This is a genomic window from Sphingomonas carotinifaciens, assembly GCF_009789535.1.
Classification (GTDB): Bacteria; Pseudomonadota; Alphaproteobacteria; order Sphingomonadales; family Sphingomonadaceae; genus Sphingomonas; species Sphingomonas carotinifaciens.
The window spans coordinates 3277603-3299515 of record NZ_WSUT01000005.1 but is presented as its reverse complement, the minus strand read 5'-3'; the positions used below and the strand labels follow the sequence as shown (position 1 = coordinate 3299515).

Here is a 21913-nt window from a genome sequence, read left to right as displayed (position 1 = left end):
GGGAACGTGCACGCGGACCGGTCGTTGCGGAAATAACAGGAGAATGCCCGCCCTTATGGCCTATGTTATCAATCGACGCGCCGCCCCGACCGCTGGATGCCGGGCATGAAGCGGCTGTTCCACGTCAGCGACGTCCATTTCGGCGCGGAGGACCCGGAGGCGATCGCCTGGTTTTCCGACCTGGTCGCGACGGAAAAGCCCGATGCGGTCATCATGACCGGCGACCTGACGATGCGGGCGACCAAGAGCGAGTTCGCGGCGGGTGGTGCCTGGCTGCGGTCGTTGGGCGTGCCGGTGACGCTGGAGGTCGGCAATCACGACATCCCCTATTACTGGGACCCGTTCCGGCGGCTGTTTTCGCCCTATCAGCGCTATGCCGCGGTGGAGAAGATGATCGAGCAGCCGCTGGACTTGCCCGGCATCACCGTGGTACCGCTGAAGACGACGGCGCGGGCGCAGTGGCGGTGGAACTGGTCCAAGGGGCGGGTGAGCCCCGGATCGCTGTCACGCGCGCTGACGCTGATCGAACAGGCGCCAAGGGGCAACCTGATTTTCGTGGCGGCGCATCACCCGCTGATCGAAGGGGGAACCAAGGGCACTGCAAAGACACGCCACGGCGATGCCGCGCTGACCGCACTGGCGGCGGCGGGGGCCCATGCCGTCCTGACCGGCCATGTCCATGATCCCTTCGACGTGCCGATCGACCGCAACGGGTGGACGATCCGGATGATCGGCGCAGGCACGCTGTCGAAGCGGGTGCGACACTCGCCACCGGCGTTCAACGAGATACGGGTGGATGGCAGCCGGTTCGAGACGCTGTCGCGGACGCTGGATACCCAACCGAAGCAGCCGATCAGCGAGGATAGCCGTCCGGCCGCCGTCTAGAGCAGCGTGCATCAGCGCAGAATGACATCCCCGTGGTCCGTTCGTGTCGAGTAGAGATCGAGTGGCTCCGCAGGAGCGTAGCGAGAGCGCGTATCAAGACAGTGCCACATGCGGCGACGTGTCTCTCGATACGCCGTCTTGATACGCGGCTGCGCCGCTACTCGACGGCTACTCAAGACGAACGGGGGGGGGGGGATCAACCCGATGTCATCCAACGCCGAAGCAGGATGACACCCCCTTGATCCGTTCGTGTCGAGTAGGGATCGAGTAGCTCCGCAGGAGCGTACCGGGAGCGTATCAGGACCGTGGCGCATGAGGCGCGTGTCTCTCGATACGCCGTCTCGATACGCGGCTGCGCCGCTGCTCGACGGCTACTCGAGACGAACGGGGAGGGGGATCAACCTGATGTCGTCCAGCGCTGGAGCAGGATGACGTCACCCTGGTCCGTTCGTGTCGAGTAGAGATCGAGTAGCTCCGCAGGAGCGTATCGAGAGCTCGTATCGAGACAGTGCCACATGCGGCGACGTGTCTCTCGATACGCCGTCTCGATACGCGGCTGCGCCGCTGCTCGACGGCTACTCGAGACGAACGGGACGAGGGGGATCAACCCGATGTCGTGCGACGCCGGAGCAGGATAACGTCACCTGATCCGTTCGTGTCGAGTAGAGATCGAGTAGCTCCGCAGGAGCGTACCCTGAGCGCGTATCGAGACATTGCCGCATGCGGCAATGTGTCTCTTGATACGCGGCCTCGCCGCTAGCCAACACGAATAGGGAAAGGGGTGGATCAACCCGGTGTCATTCGACTCCCGGTCGGACGCGTATGGGTTCAGGCCGATCGGGGCAGCATCGGGCTGCTCATCACCGACTGGCTGTACACGCGGTCGAGATAATGATTGGCGATGATGTAATGGGCGCGCACCGCGGCGGGGTGCGTCGCACGCTGCGCCAGTTGCAGCTCGGCCTCGGCGCGTTGGTAGAAATAGTCCTTGTCTGTCGTCATTGCCTCAACTCCCGCGCCGGCTGTGTCGCATGGGCGCGCGTTTGGCCATCATGCATATTAGGTACGGTCGGGAATTGGCGACGAACGGCATCAGTTTTGTGTCATTCCGAGGCGATAACATACCGGGTTTCAAAGAAACTCTCCGCCGACGCAAGGGCGCCGGCGGGAAGGTCGGATCGGATCAGCGGCAAACCCGCCGGCCGTTCCGAATCTCGTAGGTGCAGGGGCGATAGCCCCGGCCATAATAGTTCGTATTGTCGCCCTGCGAACGGGGATCGACATAGCCGGGCTGGCGCTCGGCGCGACGGATCGCCTGGGCGGTGGTGTCGCGGCGGGGGCCGTCGCGGCGATCCCAGCGATTGTCGCGGCCACGCCGGTCCCAACGATCGTCACGGCCGCGCCAGTCACGACGGTCGTACCGTGCACGCCGATCGTCACGCCGGTAATCGCGGCGGTCGCGATCGCCCTGCCAGCGGCCCTCGTTGCGGTCACCGCGCCAGCTCTGCGCCTGCACCTCGGACGGCTGGAGGGATAGAGCGGTCCCGCTGACCACGAGGCCGAAGGCGGCGACCATCTGCAACAGCTTGTGCATCGTGTTACTCCCTGGACCCAACAGGGATCCGTTGATGGAGCAACCCGCCAAAACGGCCGGCTGTTCCATCTGCCGCTCTAGGCGGGGGCGGGTGAATGGCGGCTGTCGGGCATGTTCATCCCAACAAAAAGGCCGCCGCCCGGTTGCCCGGACGGCGGCCCCTTTTCAGGTCATGAAGCGACCGGTCAGTCGTTCAGATATTCGCCGGCATCGGCATCGGTGCCGGTGCCCGACGGCACGACCTCGGCCAGCGGATCGCTGCCCGTGCCAGTGTCGTCACGCGTGGAGCGTGCATCCTCGGCCGCCTTCTGCTCGGCGGCGTTGATCGGTGCGACGATCGCATCGGCCAGACGACGCTGCTGGACGCGGAGCGCCGCATCGCGGCTGGAGGCCGCCACACGCAGGCGGTTCATGCCGGCGCCGGTGCCCGCCGGGATCAGGCGGCCGACGATGACATTCTCCTTCAGGCCCATCAGCGTGTCCTGCTTGCCCTGGACCGCCGCCTCGGTGAGGACGCGGGTGGTCTCCTGGAACGACGCCGCCGAGATGAAGCTGCGGGTCTGCAAGCTAGCCTTGGTGATGCCGAGCAGGACGGGCTTGCCCTGCGCACGCGCCTCGTTCGGCCCGAGCTTGGCGTTGGTCGCGTCCATTTCCTCGCGATCGACCTGCTCGCCCTTGAGCAGCGTGGTGTCGCCGCCCTCGGTGATCTCGACCTTTTGCAGCATCTGACGAACGATCGTCTCGATGTGCTTGTCGTTGATCTTCACGCCCTGCAGTCGGTACACTTCCTGGATTTCCGACACGAGATACTCGGCCAGCGGCTCGATCCCCATCGTCTCCAGAATGTCGTGCGGGTTGGGCGAGCCGCCGATCAGGTTGTCGCCACGCTTGACGTAGTCGCCTTCCTGGACGTCGATCACCTTGGACTTCGGCACCAGATACTCGACGACGTCGCCGCCATCCTCGGGCTGGATGCCGATCTTGCGCTTGGCCTTGTAGTCCTTGCCGAACACGACCCGGCCGGAGACCTTGGCGATGATCGCTGCCTCCTTGGGGATGCGCGCCTCGAACAGCTCGGCGACGCGCGGCAGACCGCCGGTGATGTCGCGGGTCTTGGCGCTTTCACGCGCGACACGCGCGATCACGTCGCCGCCCTGCACCTGCTGCCCGTCCTCGACCGACAGCGTGGCGCCGGGCGCCAGCATGTACCGGCCTGCCTCGCCGCTGGCATCGTCGTGCAGCGTCAGGCGGGGACGCAGGTCCTCCTTCGACTTGGACGCGGCGCGATACTCGATCACGACGCGCTGGGCGATGCCCGTCGCCTCGTCGACCTGCTCGGTCAGCGTCTTGCCCTCGATCAGGTCCTGGAAGCGGATCGTGCCCGGGTTTTCCGTGATCACCGGCATGGTGAACGGATCCCACTCGGCCATGCGGTCGCCCTTCGACACGATATGCCCGTCGTCGAACAGGACATAGGCGCCGTAGGGGATGCGATCGACCGACAGTTCGCGGCCGTCCATGTCGACGATCGCGATCTCGCCCGAGCGGCTGAGCACCACGCGACGACCGCGCTGGTCCTCGATGATGCGCAGGTCGCGGAACTCGACCGTGCCGTCGACCGCCGCCTCGAGGTTCGACTGCTCGTTTAGCTGTGCCGCGCCGCCGATGTGGAAGGTACGCATGGTAAGCTGCGTACCCGGCTCGCCGATCGACTGCGCCGCGATGACGCCGACCGCTTCGCCGATGTTGACCGGCGTACCGCGGGCGAGGTCACGGCCGTAGCACTTGCCGCACACACCGATCTTCGACTCGCAGACCAGCGGGCTGCGGATCTTGACCGACTGGATGCCGATCTTCTCGATGCCGGCGACCATCGGCTCGTCGAGCAGCGTACCCGTCGGGATGCTGATCTCGTTCGTCTTGGGGTCGACGATATCCTCGGCCGTGGTGCGGCCCAGGATACGCTCGGCAAGCGACGCGATGGTCGAGCCGCCCTGGACGATCGCCTTCATCTCGAGCGCGCGGGACGTGCCGCAATCCTCTTCGATGACGACGCAGTCCTGGCTGACGTCGACCAGACGGCGGGTCAGGTAGCCCGAGTTCGCCGTCTTGAGCGCGGTGTCGGCCAGGCCCTTGCGGGCGCCGTGGGTCGAGTTGAAATATTCAAGGACGGTCAGGCCTTCCTTGAAGTTCGAGATGATCGGCGTTTCGATGATCTCGCCCGACGGCTTGGCCATCAGGCCGCGCATGCCGGCGAGCTGCTTGATCTGGGCCTGCGAACCGCGGGCACCGGAGTGAGCCATCATGTAGATCGCGTTGATCGGCTTTTCGCGACCCGTTTCCTCGTCGCGCTTCACCGCCTTGATCTCGTCCATCATGGCGCCCGCCACTTGGTCGCCGCAACGGCTCCAGGCGTCGATCACCTTGTTGTACTTCTCTTGCTGCGTGATCAGGCCGTCCTGATACTGCTGCTCGTAATCCTTCACGAGCGCACGCGTCTCCTCGACGAGAGCGTCCTTCTCGTTCGGGATGATCATGTCGTCCTTGCCGAACGAGATGCCCGCCTTGAACGCGTGCCGGAAGCCGAGCGCCATGATCGCGTCGGCGAACAGCACGGTCTCCTTCTGGCCGGTGTGGCGATACACCTCGTCGATCACGTCGCCCACATCCTTCTTGGTGAGGAGGCGGTTGACGATCTCGAACGGGACCTTGTGGCTCTTGGGCAGCGTCTCGCCGAGCAGCATGCGGCCCGGCGTCGTCTCGAAGCGCTTGAGATACTGCTGACCGCTCTCGTCGGTCTGCGGCACGCGGCTGATGACCTTGGTGTGCAGCGTCACCGCGCCTGCGTCGAGCGCCTGATGCACCTCCGCCATGTCGGCGAGCAGCATGCCTTCGCCCGGCTCGCCGGTCTTCTCCATCGACAGATAATAGAGACCCAGCACCATGTCCTGCGACGGCACGATGATCGGCTTGCCGTTGGCGGGCGACAGGATGTTGTTGGTCGACATCATCAGGACGCGCGCTTCCAGCTGAGCCTCAAGGCTGAGCGGAACGTGCACGGCCATCTGGTCGCCGTCGAAGTCGGCATTGAACGCCGAGCAGACCAGCGGGTGAAGCTGGATCGCCTTGCCCTCGATCAGCACCGGCTCGAACGCCTGGATGCCGAGACGGTGGAGCGTCGGTGCGCGGTTCAGCATCACGGGATGCTCGCGGATCACCTCGTCCAGGATGTCCCAGACTTCCTTGCGCTCCTTCTCGACCCACTTCTTGGCCTGCTTCAGCGTCATCGACAGACCCTTGGCGTCGAGGCGCGCGTAGATGAACGGCTTGAACAGCTCGAGCGCCATCTTCTTCGGCAGGCCGCACTGGTGCAGCTTCAGTTCCGGACCGGTCACGATGACCGAACGACCCGAATAGTCGACGCGCTTGCCGAGCAGGTTCTGGCGGAAGCGGCCCTGCTTACCCTTGAGCATGTCGGACAGCGACTTCAGCGGGCGCTTGTTGGCGCCGGTGATCGTGCGGCCGCGACGGCCATTGTCGAACAGGGCGTCGACCGCTTCCTGCAACATGCGCTTTTCGTTGCGGACGATGATGTCCGGCGCGCGCAGCTCCATCAGCCGCTTCAGGCGGTTGTTACGGTTAATGACGCGGCGATACAGATCGTTCAAGTCCGACGTCGCGAAGCGACCGCCGTCCAGCGGCACCAGCGGGCGCAGCTCGGGCGGGATGACCGGCACGACCTCAAGGATCATCCATTCCGGACGGTTGCCCGATTCCAGGAAGGACTCGACGACCTTCAGGCGCTTGATGATCTTCTTGGGCTTCAGCTCGGACTTGGTGGTCGCCAGCTCTTCGAGCAGCGCGACCTTCTCGCCTTCGAGATCCAGGCTTTCGAGCATGATGCGCACGGCTTCGGCGCCGATGCCGGCGGAGAAGGCGTCCTCGCCATATTCATCCTGCGCGTCGAGCAGCTCGTCCTCGGTGAGAAGCTGATACTTCTCCAAGGGCGTCAGGCCCGGCTCGATGACGATATAGGCTTCGAAGTAGAGCACGCGCTCCAGCTGCTTCAACTGCATGTCGAGCAGCAGGCCGATGCGGCTCGGCAGCGACTTCAGGAACCAGATGTGGGCGACCGGGGCGGCCAGTTCGATATGGCCCATCCGCTCACGGCGGACCTTCGACACGGTAACCTCGACACCGCACTTCTCGCAGACGATGCCCTTGTACTTCATGCGCTTGTACTTGCCGCACAGGCACTCATAATCCTTGATCGGACCGAAGATGCGCGCGCAGAACAGGCCGTCACGCTCGGGCTTGAACGTGCGATAGTTGATCGTCTCGGGCTTCTTGATCTCGCCGAACGACCACGAACGGATCTTGTCGGGCGATGCGATGCCGATCTGGATCTGGTCGAAAGTCTCGGGCTTTGCGACCGGATTGGCGAAATTGGTCAGTTCGTTCATGTTTCGCTCCAGTTCCCCTCCCGCGTGCGGGAGGGGTTAGGGGAGGGCGTGTCAGTGTCGGGGAGGGTCGCGCCTTATCAGGCCCTCCCCCGACCCCTCCCGCATGCGGGAGGGGAGAAGCAGGCTTATTCCGCCGCGATGGCGATATCGTCGTCGTCGACCTCGGCGGTCCGCAGGTCGACGTTCAGGCCCAGCGAGCGCATTTCCTTGACGAGCACGTTGAAGCTCTCCGGAATGCCGGCCTCGAAGGTGTCGTCGCCCTTGACGATCGCCTCGTAGACCTTGGTGCGGCCGACCACGTCGTCCGACTTCACCGTCAGCATTTCCTGCAAGGTATACGCCGCGCCGTAGGCCTGGAGCGCCCAGACCTCCATCTCGCCGAAGCGCTGGCCACCGAACTGCGCCTTGCCGCCCAGCGGCTGCTGGGTGACGAGGCTGTACGGCCCGATCGAACGCGCGTGGATCTTGTCGTCGACCAGGTGGTGCAGCTTCAGCATGTAGATGATGCCCACCGTGACCTTGCGGTCGAACTTGTCGCCGGTACGTCCGTCGAACAGGTCCGACTGGCCCGACGCGTCGAGACCCGCCAGCTCCAGCATCGCCGACACGTCGCCTTCACGCGCGCCGTCGAACACCGGGGTGCCCATCGGGATGCCGGTCTTCAGGTTGCCGACCAGCTCCATGACTTCCTCGCCCGAGCGGGCGTTGATGTCATCGGCATAATGGTCGCCATAGATCTCGACCAGCCGTTCCTTGACCGGCTCGGGCATCGCCCCCGCCTTGGCGTCCGGATTGGCCTCGCGCCACTCTTCCAGCGCGGTCGCCACCTGCATGCCCAGGTTGCGCGCCGCCCAGCCGAGATGCGTCTCGAAGATCTGACCGACGTTCATGCGCGACGGCACGCCCAGCGGGTTCAGCACGAGATCGACCGGCGTACCGTCCGCGAGGAAGGGCATATCCTCCTGCGGCAGGATGCGGCTGATCACGCCCTTGTTGCCGTGACGGCCAGCCATCTTGTCGCCCGGCTGCAGCTTGCGCTTCACCGCGACGAACACCTTGACCATCTTCAGCACGCCCGGCGGCAGCTCGTCACCACGCTCCAGCTTATCGCGGCGGTCATGGAACTTGTCCGTGATCCGCTTGGCAGCCTCGTCATACTGGGCCTTGACCGCTTCCAGATCGCTCTGGCGCGCATCGTCGGCGACCGCGAACTTCCACCATTCGTGGCGGTCGACGCTTTCCAGCACCTCGGCGTCAATGACCGAACCCTTCTTGACGCCCTTGGGGGCGGCCGTCGCGGTCTGGTCGAGCAGCATCTCGCGCAGGCGGCTCCAGGTCGCCCGGTTGAGGATGGTGCGCTCGTCGTCGGCGTCCTTCTTCAGGCGCTCGATCTCCTCGCGCTCGATCGCCATCGCGCGCTCGTCCTTGTCGATGCCGTGACGATTGAAGACGCGCACGTCGACGATCGTGCCGGCAACGCCCGGCGGCAGGCGCAGCGACGTGTCGCGCACGTCCGATGCCTTTTCACCGAAGATGGCGCGGAGCAGCTTTTCCTCCGGCGTCATCGGCGACTCGCCCTTCGGCGTGATCTTGCCGACAAGGATATCGCCCGGCTCGACCTCGGCACCGACATAGACGATGCCCGCCTCGTCGAGGTTGCGCAGCGCTTCCTCGCCGACGTTCGGGATGTCGCGGGTGATGTCCTCCGGCCCCAGCTTCGTGTCGCGGGCCATCACCTCGAACTCGTCGATGTGGATCGACGTGAACACGTCGTCCTTCACGATCCGCTCGGAGATGAGGATCGAGTCCTCGTAGTTGTAGCCGTTCCAGGGCATGAACGCGACGAGCGCGTTGCGGCCCAGCGCCAGCTCGCCGAACTCGGTCGACGGACCGTCGGCCAGCACGTCGCCGACATTCACCACGTCGCCCACCTTCACCAGCGGACGCTGGTTGATGCAGGTCGACTGGTTCGAACGCTGGAACTTCATCAGCGTGTAGATGTCGACGCCCGACTTGCCCGCATCGACCTCACCGGTCGCGCGGATCACGATGCGTGCGGCATCGACCTGGTCGACGATGCCGGCGCGCTTGGCCGAGATCGCGGCGCCGGAATCGCGCGCCACCGTCTCTTCCATGCCGGTGCCGACGAACGGCGCCTCGGCCTTGACCAGCGGCACCGCTTGGCGCTGCATGTTCGAGCCCATCAGTGCGCGGTTGGCGTCGTCGTTCTCCAGGAACGGAATGAGCGACGCGGCGACCGAGACGAGCTGCTTGGGGCTGACGTCCATCAGCGTCACCGTGTCCGGCAGCGCCATCAGGAATTCGCCGGCCTGACGTGCGGACACCAGTTCCTCGGCGAAGGAGCCATCCTCGTTCAGCTCGGCCGACGCCTGCGCGACGGTGTGCTTCTGCTCCTCCATCGCCGACAGATAGACGACCTCGTTGGTCACCTTGCCATCGACGATCTTGCGGTACGGCGTCTCGATGAAGCCGTACTTGTTGACGCGTGCGAAGGTCGACAGCGAGTTGATCAGACCGATGTTCGGGCCTTCCGGCGTTTCGATCGGGCAGATGCGGCCATAGTGCGTCGGGTGAACGTCGCGGACTTCGAAGCCGGCGCGCTCGCGCGTCAGACCGCCCGGCCCGAGGGCCGAGACGCGACGCTTGTGCGTCACTTCGGACAGCGGGTTGGTCTGGTCCATGAACTGCGACAGCTGCGACGAACCGAAGAACTCGCGCACCGCGGCGACCGCGGGCTTGGCGTTGATCAGGTCGTTCGGCATCACGGTCGACACGTCGACCGACGACATGCGCTCCTTGACCGCACGCTCCATGCGCAACAGGCCGACGCGGTACTGGTTCTCCAGCAGCTCGCCGACCGAGCGCACGCGGCGGTTGCCGAGATTGTCGATGTCGTCGATCTCGCCCTTGCCGTCCTTCAGGTCGACCAGCGTCTTGACCACCGCCAGGATGTCCTCGGTACGCAGCGTCGTCACCGTGTCCGGCGCGTCGAGGTCGAGGCGCATGTTCAGCTTGACGCGGCCCACCGCCGACAGGTCGTAGCGGTCCGGATCGAAGAACAGGCCGGCGAACAGCGACTCCGCGGTTTCTAGCGTCGGCGGCTCGCCGGGGCGCATCACGCGGTAGATGTCGGACAGCGCCTGCTCGCGCTCCTCGGCCTTGTCGGCCTTCAGCGTGTTGCGGATCCACGGGCCGGTGGCGACATGGTCGATGTCGAGCAGCTCGATCGTGTCGACGCCCGCCTTGTCCAGGCTTTCCAGGTTCTCGGCGGTGATCTCATCACCGGCCTCGACATAGATCTCGCCCGTTGCCTCGTTGATGAGGTCATAGGCCGAATAGCGGCCGAAGATTTCCTCGGTCGGGATCAGCAGCTCGGTCAGGCCGTCCTTGCCGGCCTTGTTGGCGGCGCGGGGGCTGATCTTCTGGCCGGCGGCGAACACCACCTCGCCCGAATTGGCGTCGACGATGTCGAACAGCGGCTTCACGCCGCGCCAGTTCTCCGCCTGGAACGGGATGCGCCAGCCGCCGTCGCCGCGCACAAAGGTGAGGCGGTTGTAGAAGTGGTTGAGGATCTCTTCCGAGTTCATCCCCAGCGCATAGAGCAGCGCGGTGACCGGCAGCTTGCGCTTGCGGTCGATACGGACGTTGACGATGTCCTTGGCATCGAATTCGAAATCGAGCCACGAGCCGCGATAGGGAATGACGCGCGCGGCGAAGAGATACTTGCCGGACGCGTGCGTCTTGCCACGGTCATGGTCGAACAGCACGCCCGGCGAACGGTGCATCTGGCTGACGATGACGCGCTCGGTGCCGTTGATGAAGAAGGTGCCGTTCTCCGTCATGAGCGGCATGTCGCCCATGTAGACGTCCTGCTCCTTGATATCGATCAGCGACTTGGCTTCGGTCTCCGGATCGACCTCGAACGTCGCGAGCGTCAGCGTGACGCGCATGGGCGCGGCATAGGTGATGCCACGCTGGCGGCATTCCTCGACGTCGAACTTCGGGTCCTCGAGGACGTAGCCGCCCTCCTTCTTGATATCAAGCTGCGCGGTGCCGGCGAAGTCGGTGATCGGGAAGACCGAGCGCAGCGTCTTTTCGAGGCCGGACACATAGCCGGTCGCAGGATCGGAGCGCAGGAACTGCTCGTAGCTTTCGCGCTGCACCTCGATGAGGTTGGGCATCTGCACGACTTCGTGGATGTCGCCGAACACCTTGCGGATGCGCCGCTTGGCGGTGCCGCTCTCGATCGCCTTGGTTGCCATGGTCTGGTTTTGCCTCGTCAGCCGTATTTTCGCTGCCCGGATACCTCCGGGCGGGACGCACGACGGGACGCCGAAAGGCCGCGCGCAACACTTGTGCGGCGGCATCCGGCGTCCGATGAACCATCAGCTTCCCATTCGACCGACCCGGTGCGCGACGCCGTGTCATTTCCCGAAAGCTGTGGTGGATGAGACGCCATATAGGTTCCGTGTTGGAAACTGTCAAAGGGAATGGCATGGGGCTCGCTCGCCGATCGACCCGTTCAGTCACGAGGATAGCGTTTCCATGACCTCGCCCGGCCCGCGCGCCGCCGCCGGCTTCTTTGCCCTGTTGATGGCCGGCACTGCGGCTGCCCAGACCAGTACCACGCCCGCCGGCCCGCCGGCCGGACTGGAAAGCTTCAGCCTGCCGCCGCAAGCTGCGCCGACCCCTGCGCCGGTGCCCGTGCCCGATACGCCGCGGCTGAACCTGCCCGCCACGCAGCCGACCCCGCGCCCCGCACCCACGCCCCGCGCCGCGCCCACCCTAACTCCGCGTGCGACTCCGACCCCGGCTGCCTCGCCCACACCGCGACCGACGCCGACGCCGCGTGCGACACCCGCACCGCTGCCGTCCGCCACGCCCGCGCCCATCGCCACGCCGGTGCCCAGCGCGCCGCCCTTCGTGCCGGTCGCACCCCCGACGCCGGCTGCCGCCGCGCCCGGCACGGTGGCACCCGAGGCAAATGCGATGCGCGAGGAGCGGGCGCCGATGTGGCCGTGGTTGCTCGGCACGGCGGTGATCGCGCTGGCTGCCGGGATATGGCTGGGTCGTCGCGGTGCGCGGCCCCGTGCACTGCCGGCGCCCGTCGCCGAACCGGTGCGGCCTGCGCCCGTACCGCCGAAGCCGGCGTCACCTCCTCCCGCTCCACCTGCGCCGGTCGCACCCTTGCCGCCGCCGATCCCGCCGGCGCTGATCGCGATCGCCGTTCGACCGCAGCGCGTCGGGCTCAACATGCTCAGCGCGACCGCCGAGGCGGAGGTGACGCTGACCAATAACGGCGCGGTGACGATCGAACGCGTGATACTCGATGCGCGGTTGATGAGCGCGCATCAGGGTCTGGATGCCGAGCTTGCGGCACTGTCGCCGCTGCCGCGCCCCAGCGCGCCGCCCTTCGCGCTGGCACCGGGCGAGAGCCGCACCGTCCGTACGGTGACCGCGCTCGCCCGTGACGCGATCCACGTAATCACCGCCGCCGACCGGCCGATGTTCGTTCCCGTGCTGGCGATCGTGGCGCGGGCAGGGGGTGGCGTCGCCCGGCAAAGCTTCGCACTGGGTATCGAACGCGCGGACTCGGCGAAGCTGTCGCCGATCTGGCTGGATGGGCAGAACCGGATGTATGATCAGGTCGGCGTGCGGCCGCATCGCGCGGCGGCGGGGTGATTCGATCGGCCCCCCGGCCTCCAGCGCGGGGGAAGTCCCGTATGGACACTGGCTTGGCGACGGCGCTTGCAAACAGTCTGCTGCACTGCCCAGACTGTCGCCATGAACGGACCGATCCTTCGCCGCATGGCGCTGTTCGGCATGGCCGGCAGCGCGGCCATCTTCGCTATCCGCCGGCTTGGAGGTTCGGCCGCGCCGCCAGCATCTCCGCGGCAGGACGGTGCTTCGCCTGACAGCCGGGCGATCCGTGCCCGTTTGTTGGCGGCGCTGCCTTATGAGCTAGGGGCGGGGCTGGCCCGTGATCGTGGGAAGCGATAAGGACCTTCGCGCCATCGCCGACCAGTTCAGCATCGACGATCCGACCCTTCCGGGCGGGCCGGCACCCGGCACGCGGCCGCCGCCGTCACCAGCCGAGATCCTGAAGGCGGCGGAGGGGCTGCACATGCCGCAGGATCTGTCCAAATGGTCCGGTGCGGTGGCGGAAGAAGATTTGCGCGCACCCGAGGGCGTGTGGCCCGCGAACGTTTCAGGCGGCGATGACGGCACCGGGCTGACGGTCGCGACGGACGTGCTGACCAATAAGCCTTATGAACGCGTGCATATCCTGCTGATCCCGGCGCGCCATGGCTGGGAGGTGCCGGCCTATCTACGGTACGGCGACTGGAACGCCTGTCCGCCCGCGGAATATCACGTCGCGATGCTGCGTGACTGGCACGCGCGATATGGCGCGGAGCTTGTCGGGCTGAACGGCGATACGATGAATGTGCGGGTCGCGCGCCAGCCGCGTGATCGCGCCGCTGCCCTGGCGTTGGCGCGCGAGCAGTATCGATATTGCCCGGACGTGATCGAACAGGGCGTGGAAAGTGTTGCCGCGCTCGCCGCCGGGCTGATGCACGAAAAATGGTGGTTCTTCTGGTGGGATTGATCGCGGCGTTCGGACGAGAAAAAGGGCGGCATCCCCAGGGGGAGCCGCCCTTTTTCCTGGATCAAGCCATCATGGACATGTCCATGACGCCCGACGGGCCTTTGCCCGCCGGCTGGCCTCGGGATCGGGGCAGCGTGCTGCCTCGATCCCTTCGGCTTACTTGAGCTCGACGGTCGCGCCGGCTTCCTCGAGCTGCTTCTTGATCTTCTCGGCTTCGTCCTTGGCGATGCCTTCCTTGACCGGCTTCGGAGCACCCTCGACGAGCGCCTTGGCTTCGGTCAGGCCGAGACCGGTGATCGCGCGGACCTCCTTGATGACGTTGATCTTCTTGCCACCGTCGCCGGTGAGGATCACGTCGAACTCGGTCTTCTCTTCAGCGGCCGGAGCCGCTGCGCCGCCACCGGCGGCCGGCGCTGCAACCGCTGCCGCGGCCGACACGCCCCACTTCTCTTCGAGCAGCTTCGAGAGCTCGGCGGCCTCGAGAACGGTCAGCTCGCTCAGCTGGTCAACCAGCGCGTTCAGGTCTGCCATGTGTATTCTCCGATATGGGCCGACATGAAGGTTCGGCCCGATAGTGTCAGTTCAAGTCGGTTTCGCCCGAAGATCAGGCGGCTTCCTTGTCCTTGTCGGCATAGGCCGCGAGGACGCGGGCGATCTGCGCCGCGGGAGCCTGGGTGATCGTCGCCAGCTTCGTGGCGGGTGCCACGATGAGGCCGACAATCTTCGCCCGGAGCTCGTCCAGCGAGGGCAGCGTCGCCAGCGCCTGCACGCCTGCAACGTCGAGGACGTTCGCGCCCATCGATCCGCCGACGATCTCGAACTTGTCGGTCGTCTTGGCGAACTCCACGGCCACCTTTGCGGCAGCCACGGGGTCGATCGAGGAGGCAATGCCGACGGGGCCCGTCAGCATGTCCGAGACACCGGCATAGTCGGTGTCCTGGAGCGCGATCTTGGCAAGCCGGTTCTTCGAGACCTTGTAGACGGCGCCGGCTTCACGCATCTTCGTACGCAGGGTCGTCGACTGGGCGACGGTCATGCCGAGGTTGCGGGTGATGACCACCACGCCGACCTCGTTGAAGGTACGGTTCAGTTCGGCGACGGCCTGGGTCTTTTGATCACGATCCATGCCATTCTCCACATTCTGGAAGCGCCGCAAGCGGCCCTTCCGGTTACAAACCGGACGGTGAAACACCCTCCGGGGTGTCCAGCGATGGGGGCATGGGAACCGACGCGGACGAAACCGCGGCAGACCGGCGGGCACAAGCGGCCGAGCCGGTGAAATCCTAGTCCCCGTCTCGGCAGGAGATTAAGCCGGGCATATTCCCGACACCTGCTGTCTTGGACGGAACCCGACGCGAACGCCGGGTGCGTGGGGGCGCTTATACGAATCGGTGGATAAGTCAATCGCCGGGGGGCGGGTTGAGGGGGTTGGAAGAACGTTTGTTCGCGCGGACGCGCGGAGGCGCGGAGGAGTCGCGCTTCGGGGAGCTCGCCTGCGTCCCATTGGCCTGGGAGTGGTTCACGCGAAGACGCGAAGACGCGAAGAGGGCGGGCGAGCCGAAGGCTCATTCACAATCATCGGGCTACGGCTTGTCTCCCGATCGATCGGTCACGCTCGAGGCGCGGCAGGCGAGACCCCTCCGCGCCTCCGCGTCTCCGCGCGAACAAACCTTCTTCTTAACTCTTCGCGTCTTCGCGCCTTCGCGTGAACTCAGATCTTCGCCATCGCCGCCGCGTGCGCGCGGATGATTGCGAGCGTGGAGGCATCGGTGTCGAACACGCCGTACCAGCCCTGCGGCTCGTGCGGGGGGTCGCCCATATAGGCGAGGTCGCCGCGCTGGAACCGGTAGTCGGGATGCGCCGCGCGTGCCTCGCCGTTCCAGGCCCAGAAGTTGGAGCCGGCCAGCGGGCCGCCGGCCTTCGCATCCGCCTCGACCGCAGCGAAGATCTGGCGGTAGAAGCGATCCTTGTAGCTGGTCGGCACGCGGGGATCATGCGCGTCGGCGCCGTCGCGGGGATAGCCGAACTCCTCGATCACCAGCGGCTTGCCAAGGGCACGCGCGATGCGGATGTGCGCCGCAATATAGTCCGCCACCTTGGCCGCACCGGCATCATAGGTGCCGGCCAGATTGCCTGCGTCCATCCAGCTCCAGTTGTTGGGCCAGATATGCGTGGTGAGATAGTCGATCGCGGGCGAGCGATGCGCCTCCAGCACGATGTTCTCGCGCTCCATCGAGCCCTTCAGCCCTTCGGAGCCGGTGCACACCAGTTGCCGCGGCGCCAGTCCCTTGATGTAGCGCGCGGTGCCGTCGATCCAGCGATAGAAATTCGGCAGGTTGGGGATCGCCACGGCGTCCGACCCGCCGGGTCGCGGCTCGTTGGCGAGTTGCCATGCCATGATCGTCGGGTCGGCCGCATAGGCGGTGCCCGTCACGCTGTTCGTCCGGCCGACGACCGCGCGGATATAGTCGCGGTACAGGCTTTGCGCCTGTTCGTTGGCGTAGAAGGCGGCGTTGCGGTTCGGGAATTCCGGCCAGGGATGGGCCGGATCGTTCATGTCGATATAATTGCCGCCATTGACCCAGTAGAGATAGGTCATCATGCCGCCCGACCATTCCCAGAAGTTGGTCAGATAGACGACCGCGGTCATGTCGCGCTTGGCCATTTCGGCCAGCGTCCAGTCCAGCCCCTTGAGCAGATCCTCGTTGTAATTGGCGCTGCGATCGCGAAATCCGGGCGTTACCGAGTTCTTCAACGGGGACAGTTCACCCGAGCCGGCGATGCGCAGGTTGCGGATGCCGAGCGCCTGCAGCCGATCCAGTTCGCGGGTCAGCCGTGCACGATCGCCATAGGATGTCGCCGCCCCCAGCCATGGGGCATACCAGAGATTGGCGCCGGCATAGCGATAGGGTCGGCCGTTGCGCATGAAATGCAGCCCCTCGACCGTGACGAAGCGGTCGCCGGCGCTGCCGCGGCCAGACCCGACACCGCCTGCGCATCCCGCGACCAACACGGCGCCGCCGGCCACCAGCGCACGCCGGCTGATCATCTGCCTCTGCATCCTCAATCCCCTTGTTCGCTCAATCTTGGCGTCGCGCCTTCGCTAAGGGCAACCGGCTGATGCGTAAAGAGAGCGCTCTCATCGCGACGACCGCGGCTGTCATCATGTCGTCACGGCGATGTCATCGCGGCGACGCCGAAGTGCAGCCGTGCTGCCTTTTTGGCAGGCCAAAGGGGCGCGGCACGTCGCGGGCATGAGCGCGGCGATTTCCGGGGGATTTCAATGACCGATCCGATGCAGCCCGTCGCCTATGACGACGGGGATATCGATACCAATTCGACGGCCAATCCGCATCTGAACGACATCATCGCCACGCGCCTGTCGCGTCGCGCGACGCTGCGTCACGGCGTGTCCGCGATGACAGCGGCGTTCTTCGGGGGCGCGCTGCTCGCGGGTTGCGACGAGGAAGACAACGAGGCCGTCACGGCGACCGCGTCGGGCCCGAACGCCGTGACCGGCGGCCGGATGGTGATGCTGACCGGTGCGGTGACCAGCGGGACGCTGTCCAACGCCGCATGGGTCCAGACCAGTGGTCCGGCGGTCGCGCTGACCAACGCCAACTCGCTCAACGCCAGCTTCCGCGCACCCGCGGTCGCCGCCGCGACGCCGCTCGGCTTCCGCCTTGAGACGACCAGTGGCGACGGGGTGACCACCAACACGGCCGTCACGGTGACGGTCAACCCGATCGCGCTCGACTTCACCGCGGTGCCCAAGAGCCTGGCGGACGTCGTGGCGGTCCCGGCGGGCTATGACGTCACCGTGCTGTACCGGCTGGGCGATCCGCTGGCCGCCGGCGTGTCGGCCTATGCCAACAACGGTACCGACTCCAATTTCGCGCAGCGCGCGGGCGACCATCATGACGGCATGAGCTATTTCGGCCTGGCCGCCACCGGCACCGCGCCGAGCGCCAGCAACAGCACGCGCGGTCTGCTGGTGATGAACCACGAGAACATCACCGAGAGCTATCTCCATCCCAACGGCCCCACCGGCCTGAGCGCGGGCAGCGTGCGCCCGACCGCCGAGGTGCTGAAGGAGATGGAATGCCACGGCGTCAGCGTGGTCGAGGTCACGCGGGGAAGCGCGGGCTGGTCCTATGTGCAGGGGAGCAGCCTCAACCGCCGCATCACCCCGTTCACGCCGACCAGCTTCTCCGGCCCGGTGGCGGGCAACGCGCTGCTGTTCACCGCCTTCTCGCCGAACGGCACCGCCGGTCGCGGCACGATCAACAACTGCGCCAACGGCATGATGCCGTGGATGACCTATTGCACCGCCGAAGAAAATTGGGCGGGCTATTTCCGCCGCGATGCGGACGACAATGCCCGGCGTAGCGCGGCATTGGGTACGAAGTCGGTCACCGCGTTCAATCGCTATGGCCTGGGCATCCGCATCGGCAACTACAACTGGACCAGCGCCGCGGCGCCGGCGGCGGGCGATACGCGGATCGCCAAGTTCAACGCCACGGTGGACGCCAGCAAGGCCGCGAACGGCACCGGCGATTATCGCAACGAGCCCAATCAATATGGCTGGATCGTCGAGATCGATCCGTTCGATCCGAACTCCACGCCCCGCAAGCGCACGGCGCTGGGCCGGATGAACCATGAAGGCGTCTGCCCCGGCCGGATGATCGCCGGGGTGAAGCCCGCCTTCTACATGGGCGACGACGCGCAGGGCGAATATATCTACAAGTTCGTGTCGAACACCGCCTGGGCCGCGGCGGATGCGACCGCGGCGAACCGCCTGGCGGTCGGCGACAAGTATCTGGACGCCGGCACGCTGTATGTCGCGCGCTTCGCTGCGGATGGTTCCGGTCAGTGGCTGCCCCTGGTGTTCGGGCAGGGGGTGCTGACCCCGACCGGCTATCCCACCTATGCCTTTGCCGATCAGGCCGATGTGCTGACGCACTGCCGCCTTGCCGCCGATGCGGTGGGCGCGACGCGGATGGATCGTCCGGAATGGACCGCGGTGAACCCGGCCACCGGCGAAATGTACTGCACGCTGACCAACAATTCGTCGCGTCGCCCGACCGGTGCCAACGCGGTCGATGCGGCGAACCCGCGCGCCTATGTCGATACCAAGGTGACCGGCGGCAGCAGCACCGGCAACGTCAACGGCCATGTCATCCGCCTGCGCGAGACGAACGACTCGACCGAGGCGACCGGCTTCACCTGGGATGTCTATGCCTTCGGTGCCGAGGCCGGTGCGGATGCGGCGAACATCAACCTGTCGGGCCTGGATGCGACGAACGACTTCTCGTCGCCGGACGGCCTGTGGTTCAGCGAACCGACCAACACCGCCGGTCAGGCGACACCGGTGATGTGGATCCAGACCGACGACGGTGCCTATACGGACGTCACCAACTGCATGATGCTGGCCGCGATCCCGGGCCGGGTGGGTGACGGTTCGACCAAGTCGGTGACCAGCACCGTACAGGGTGCCAGCGCCACGGTTCAGGCCCGCGTCGGCAAGGCGCCGGGTGCGTCGCTCAAGCGCTTCCTGGTGGGGCCGAAGGGCTGCGAGATCACCGGCATCACCTCCTCGCCAGACGGCACCTCGCTGTTCGTGAACATCCAGCATCCCGGTGAGGGCGGCGATCCGCAGAACATCACCAGCAACTGGCCGGCGAACCAGACGGGCACCGCTGCGGCCGGTGTTCGCCCACGCTCGGCGACGATCGTCATCGCCAAGGCCGATGGCGGGATCGTGGGGATCTGATAACCCGACAGGCCCTCTCCCCGAACAGCAGGGGAGAGGGCCTAAAGAACCTAAAAAGAGAAGGCCCGCTTCCTTTGCAGGGAGCGGGCCTTTTTCGTGTCCGGCGGGTCAGGCGCTCAGCGGAACTTGCCACTGAGCGTGACGCCGATAATCCGCGGTTCGTTGAACACGGCGGCCATGTAGTTCTCGATCACGCCCTTCAGGTTCTTCTCGTTGGTGATGTTGCGTGCGAACACCGCGATCTGCCAGTCGTCGTTCGGTGCGGCATAGCCAACCTGCAGGCCACCTTCGAAGTTGCCGTTCGCATTGAACTCCTTCGTCTTGTACAAGACGAAGTTGGTGAAGCCCTGGATATTCCAGTCGGTCGAGATGAAGACCTTGCTGTCGTCGGCCAGCGGCACATCGTAGCGCGCCGCAAGGTTGACGTTGTATTCCGGCGCGTTGGGCAGCGGGTTGCCGTCGATCTGCGCCAACACGGCGGGGGCGCCGAAAATGGTGCGGGTGATCGTCGGGTCCTGCACGGTGCACACGACCTGTCCGTTCAGCGCGCACACCTGGGCATAGACGCGGCTGTCGCGGATTTCCGAATGCAGCAGGCTGACGCCCGCCGACAGCGCCAGGTTACGCACCGGCAGCCACTGCGCATCGGCCTCCAGCCCGTAGGCCACCGCCTTGTCCGCGTTGAACAACACGCCGTTGCCGTCGGCATCGTTGCCGTTCAACTGGATGTCGCTGACCCGGTAGGCGAAGGCCGACGCGTTCAGGCGCAGGGTGTTGCCGAACAGGTTGCTCTTGAAGCCCGTCTCGAACGACAGGTTCTTTTCCGAGTCCGCCGTGGTGAAGTCGGAGTTGAACACGGCAGAGCGCCCCTGGATCGTCGGGCCGCGGAAGCCGCGTGCGGCGCGGACGTAGACCGACAGGTCCGGGTTCACCTGATAAAGGGCGGACAGGTCCCAGCTCGGCTGCGTGTCCGACAGGCTGACATCGGTACGGCCGCGATAGACGACGCCGCCATCCGGGCGGCCCGGCGCCTTGACCAGGCGGGTCCGCTTGCTGTCCTCGCTGATCCGGCCACCGGCGGTGATCGTCAGGTCGGGCACCACTTCGTAGCTGACCTGACCGAACACGCCCCACGACGTGTTGGTGTTGCGCAGGCGCACCCAGTTGTCGGGATTGTTGGTGTTGGGATTGCCGGGCTGGAGCGGGTTATAGGCTGGCAGCAGCAGGAAGCGGCGCTGGTAGAAGTCCGTCGTGTCGCGGCTGTCGAAATAGATGCCGCCGACCTGCCAGCGGAAGGGACCGGTGCCGTTGGAGGCAAGGCGCACCTCCTGCGTCCACTGGTCGAGATCACGGACCCGGCCGAGGCTCAGGCCATAACCGTTGGCGACGCCGTTGACCGGGAAATTCGCCGCCGCACCGCCATCCGTATCGCCGGCGCTGAAGCCGCTGGTCCGCTCATAGGCGGTGATCGAGGTCAGCGACGCCGCACCCATATCCCAGTTCGCACGCAGCGAGGCGCCTTGCGTCTCATAGGACTGCGGATTGTCGCGCCCCTCGTCCAGCGCGATGCGGTCTCGCGGTTCCCCCGACACGTCGTTCGACCCACGCTTCAGCGCGGCCCGGTGAAACACCGTCGACGTGCCGTCATACCAGCGTGCATGGCCGGACAGGTCGAAGGAGAGCCGGTCGGTCGGGGTGAAGGCGAGTTGCAGGCGCACGTCGCGTTCGGTGAAGCCGCCCATGGCGTTTTCGCGCGGGGTGAGGGTGCCGTCGAGGCTGGGGCCGGCGTAGGTGTTGTCGATCCAGTCGTCGCGGTGCTGTATCAGCGCGGAGACGCGGAAGGCGAGCACGTCCTTGATGATCGGGCCGCCGACGCCCGCGTCGAGGTGCATGGTGTTGTACGAGCCGATCGAGGCGGTGGCGCGGCTCTGAAAGGTCTGGGTCGGCTTGATCGTGTCGATCTTGATGATGCCGGCGGTCGTGTTGCGACCGAACAGCGACCCTTGCGGACCGCGCAGCACCTCGACCTGCGCCACGTCGAACGCCGGGTTCGACTTCAGCACGACATGTTCCAGCACGACATCGTCCTGGATCACCGAGACGGGCTGCGACGCGCCCAGGTAGAAGTCGATATTGCCGAGGCCGCGAATGTAGAAGCGCGGGAAGATGCGACCCGTCGTCGTCTCGGCATAGAGGCCGGGTACGCGACCGGACAGCGCCAGAATGTCCTCGCCGCCGGTCTGGAAGCTGCGCAGATCGGCGCCGCCGACGACCGCGACCGACACCGGCACGCGGTTCAGGCTTTCGGAGCGCCGCTCGGCGGTGACGGTGATGTCCTCAAGGCCCTCGGCGGCAGGCTGGGTATCAGCTGCGCTGGTGGCGGTATCTGCGGTCTGGGCCGCGGCCGGCACGATCGCCAGCACGCCCAGCGCCGAACCCAGCAGGGCGGCGCGCTTGATCCACGATGTCATGATGGTCTGCAATTCCCACGCTCGGGCCCGCCTTCCCGGCGGAGCCCCTTTGATATGTCCCGGTAATCCGGGCCGCTAGGGCTGCATTATGGCGTTTGC

The 21913-nt window shown here is 66.0% G+C and carries 12 protein-coding genes; 4 read left to right on the top strand and 8 right to left on the bottom strand.

Features of this window, described 5'->3' with window-relative positions; translation table 11 throughout:
- The first annotated feature begins 105 nt into the window (after window positions 1-105).
- Window positions 106-885, top strand: a complete 780-nt coding sequence (locus GQR91_RS17430; protein ID WP_149680936.1) for a metallophosphoesterase family protein — start codon at window positions 106-108, stop codon at window positions 883-885.
- Between the two features lie 828 nt (window positions 886-1713).
- On the opposite strand, the gene GQR91_RS19190 is transcribed toward GQR91_RS17430, so the two are convergent.
- From GQR91_RS19190 to rpoB, 4 genes are all read right to left on the bottom strand, one after another.
- Complete coding sequence (locus GQR91_RS19190; protein ID WP_162843968.1) at window positions 1714-1887, bottom strand: hypothetical protein; 174 nt, start codon at window positions 1885-1887, stop codon at window positions 1714-1716.
- Window positions 1888-2068: 181 nt separating this feature from the next.
- Window positions 2069-2479, bottom strand: coding sequence for a hypothetical protein (locus GQR91_RS19185; protein ID WP_149680935.1), 411 nt, complete (start codon window positions 2477-2479; stop codon window positions 2069-2071).
- Window positions 2480-2664: 185 nt separating this feature from the next.
- Entirely contained in the window at window positions 2665-6942 is a 4278-nt protein-coding gene (rpoC, locus tag GQR91_RS17425; protein WP_149680934.1) for a DNA-directed RNA polymerase subunit beta', read from the bottom strand.
- A gap of 125 nt (window positions 6943-7067) precedes the next feature.
- The gene (gene rpoB, locus GQR91_RS17420) at window positions 7068-11225 is read right to left on the bottom strand and encodes a DNA-directed RNA polymerase subunit beta (RefSeq protein WP_149680933.1); all 4158 of its coding nucleotides are present in this window, start codon (window positions 11223-11225) and stop codon (window positions 7068-7070) included.
- A gap of 283 nt (window positions 11226-11508) precedes the next feature.
- On the opposite strand from rpoB, the gene GQR91_RS17415 reads away from it, so the two are divergent.
- A complete protein-coding gene (locus tag GQR91_RS17415; RefSeq protein ID WP_149680932.1) occupies window positions 11509-12645 on the top strand; it encodes a hypothetical protein in 1137 nt (378 codons plus the stop codon).
- 298 nt (window positions 12646-12943) lie between these two features.
- A complete protein-coding gene (locus GQR91_RS17410; RefSeq protein ID WP_149680931.1) occupies window positions 12944-13570 on the top strand; it encodes a DUF4253 domain-containing protein in 627 nt (208 codons plus the stop codon).
- A 156-nt stretch (window positions 13571-13726) separates the two neighbouring features.
- Here the strand turns inward: GQR91_RS17410 and rplL are convergent, their stop codons facing one another.
- The 3 genes from rplL to GQR91_RS17395 all read right to left on the bottom strand — a co-directional run bounded on the left by rplL (window position 13727) and on the right by GQR91_RS17395 (window position 16631).
- Window positions 13727-14101: a 50S ribosomal protein L7/L12 gene (gene rplL, locus GQR91_RS17405; RefSeq protein WP_112381169.1), complete on the bottom strand. Its 375-nt coding sequence runs from the start codon at window positions 14099-14101 to the stop codon at window positions 13727-13729.
- 73 nt (window positions 14102-14174) lie between these two features.
- Window positions 14175-14696, bottom strand: coding sequence for a 50S ribosomal protein L10 (gene rplJ, locus GQR91_RS17400; protein ID WP_112381736.1), 522 nt, complete (start codon window positions 14694-14696; stop codon window positions 14175-14177).
- A 585-nt stretch (window positions 14697-15281) separates the two neighbouring features.
- On the bottom strand, window positions 15282-16631 hold the full coding sequence (locus GQR91_RS17395; RefSeq protein WP_211368628.1) for a glycoside hydrolase 5 family protein: 1350 nt from the start codon (window positions 16629-16631) through the stop codon (window positions 15282-15284).
- Between the two features lie 222 nt (window positions 16632-16853).
- Between GQR91_RS17395 and GQR91_RS17390 the strand changes: the two genes are divergently transcribed.
- Window positions 16854-19343, top strand: coding sequence for a PhoX family protein (locus GQR91_RS17390; RefSeq protein WP_149680930.1), 2490 nt, complete (start codon window positions 16854-16856; stop codon window positions 19341-19343).
- 116 nt (window positions 19344-19459) lie between these two features.
- Here GQR91_RS17390 and GQR91_RS17385 read toward each other — a convergent pair whose 3' ends face one another.
- A complete protein-coding gene (locus GQR91_RS17385; RefSeq protein ID WP_149680929.1) occupies window positions 19460-21814 on the bottom strand; it encodes a TonB-dependent receptor in 2355 nt (784 codons plus the stop codon).
- Between the last annotated feature and the right edge of the window lie 99 nt (window positions 21815-21913).

Excerpts from the sequence above, each read along its gene's own strand:
- rplJ (WP_112381736.1), bottom strand. The coding sequence starts at position 14,696 with ATGGATCGTGATCAAAAGACCCAGGCCGTCGCCGAACTGAACCGTACC.
- rplL (WP_112381169.1), bottom strand. The coding sequence starts at position 14,101 with ATGGCAGACCTGAACGCGCTGGTTGACCAGCTGAGCGAGCTGACCGTT.
- GQR91_RS17390 (WP_149680930.1), top strand. The coding sequence starts at position 16,854 with ATGACCGATCCGATGCAGCCCGTCGCCTATGACGACGGGGATATCGAT.
- GQR91_RS17430 (WP_149680936.1), top strand. The coding sequence starts at position 106 with ATGAAGCGGCTGTTCCACGTCAGCGACGTCCATTTCGGCGCGGAGGAC.
- GQR91_RS17385 (WP_149680929.1), bottom strand. The coding sequence starts at position 21,814 with ATGACATCGTGGATCAAGCGCGCCGCCCTGCTGGGTTCGGCGCTGGGC.
- GQR91_RS19185 (WP_149680935.1), bottom strand. The coding sequence starts at position 2,479 with ATGCACAAGCTGTTGCAGATGGTCGCCGCCTTCGGCCTCGTGGTCAGC.
- GQR91_RS17395 (WP_211368628.1), bottom strand. The coding sequence starts at position 16,631 with ATGCAGAGGCAGATGATCAGCCGGCGTGCGCTGGTGGCCGGCGGCGCC.
- GQR91_RS17415 (WP_149680932.1), top strand. The coding sequence starts at position 11,509 with ATGACCTCGCCCGGCCCGCGCGCCGCCGCCGGCTTCTTTGCCCTGTTG.
- GQR91_RS19190 (WP_162843968.1), bottom strand. The coding sequence starts at position 1,887 with ATGACGACAGACAAGGACTATTTCTACCAACGCGCCGAGGCCGAGCTG.
- rpoC (WP_149680934.1), bottom strand. The coding sequence starts at position 6,942 with ATGAACGAACTGACCAATTTCGCCAATCCGGTCGCAAAGCCCGAGACT.
- rpoB (WP_149680933.1), bottom strand. The coding sequence starts at position 11,225 with ATGGCAACCAAGGCGATCGAGAGCGGCACCGCCAAGCGGCGCATCCGC.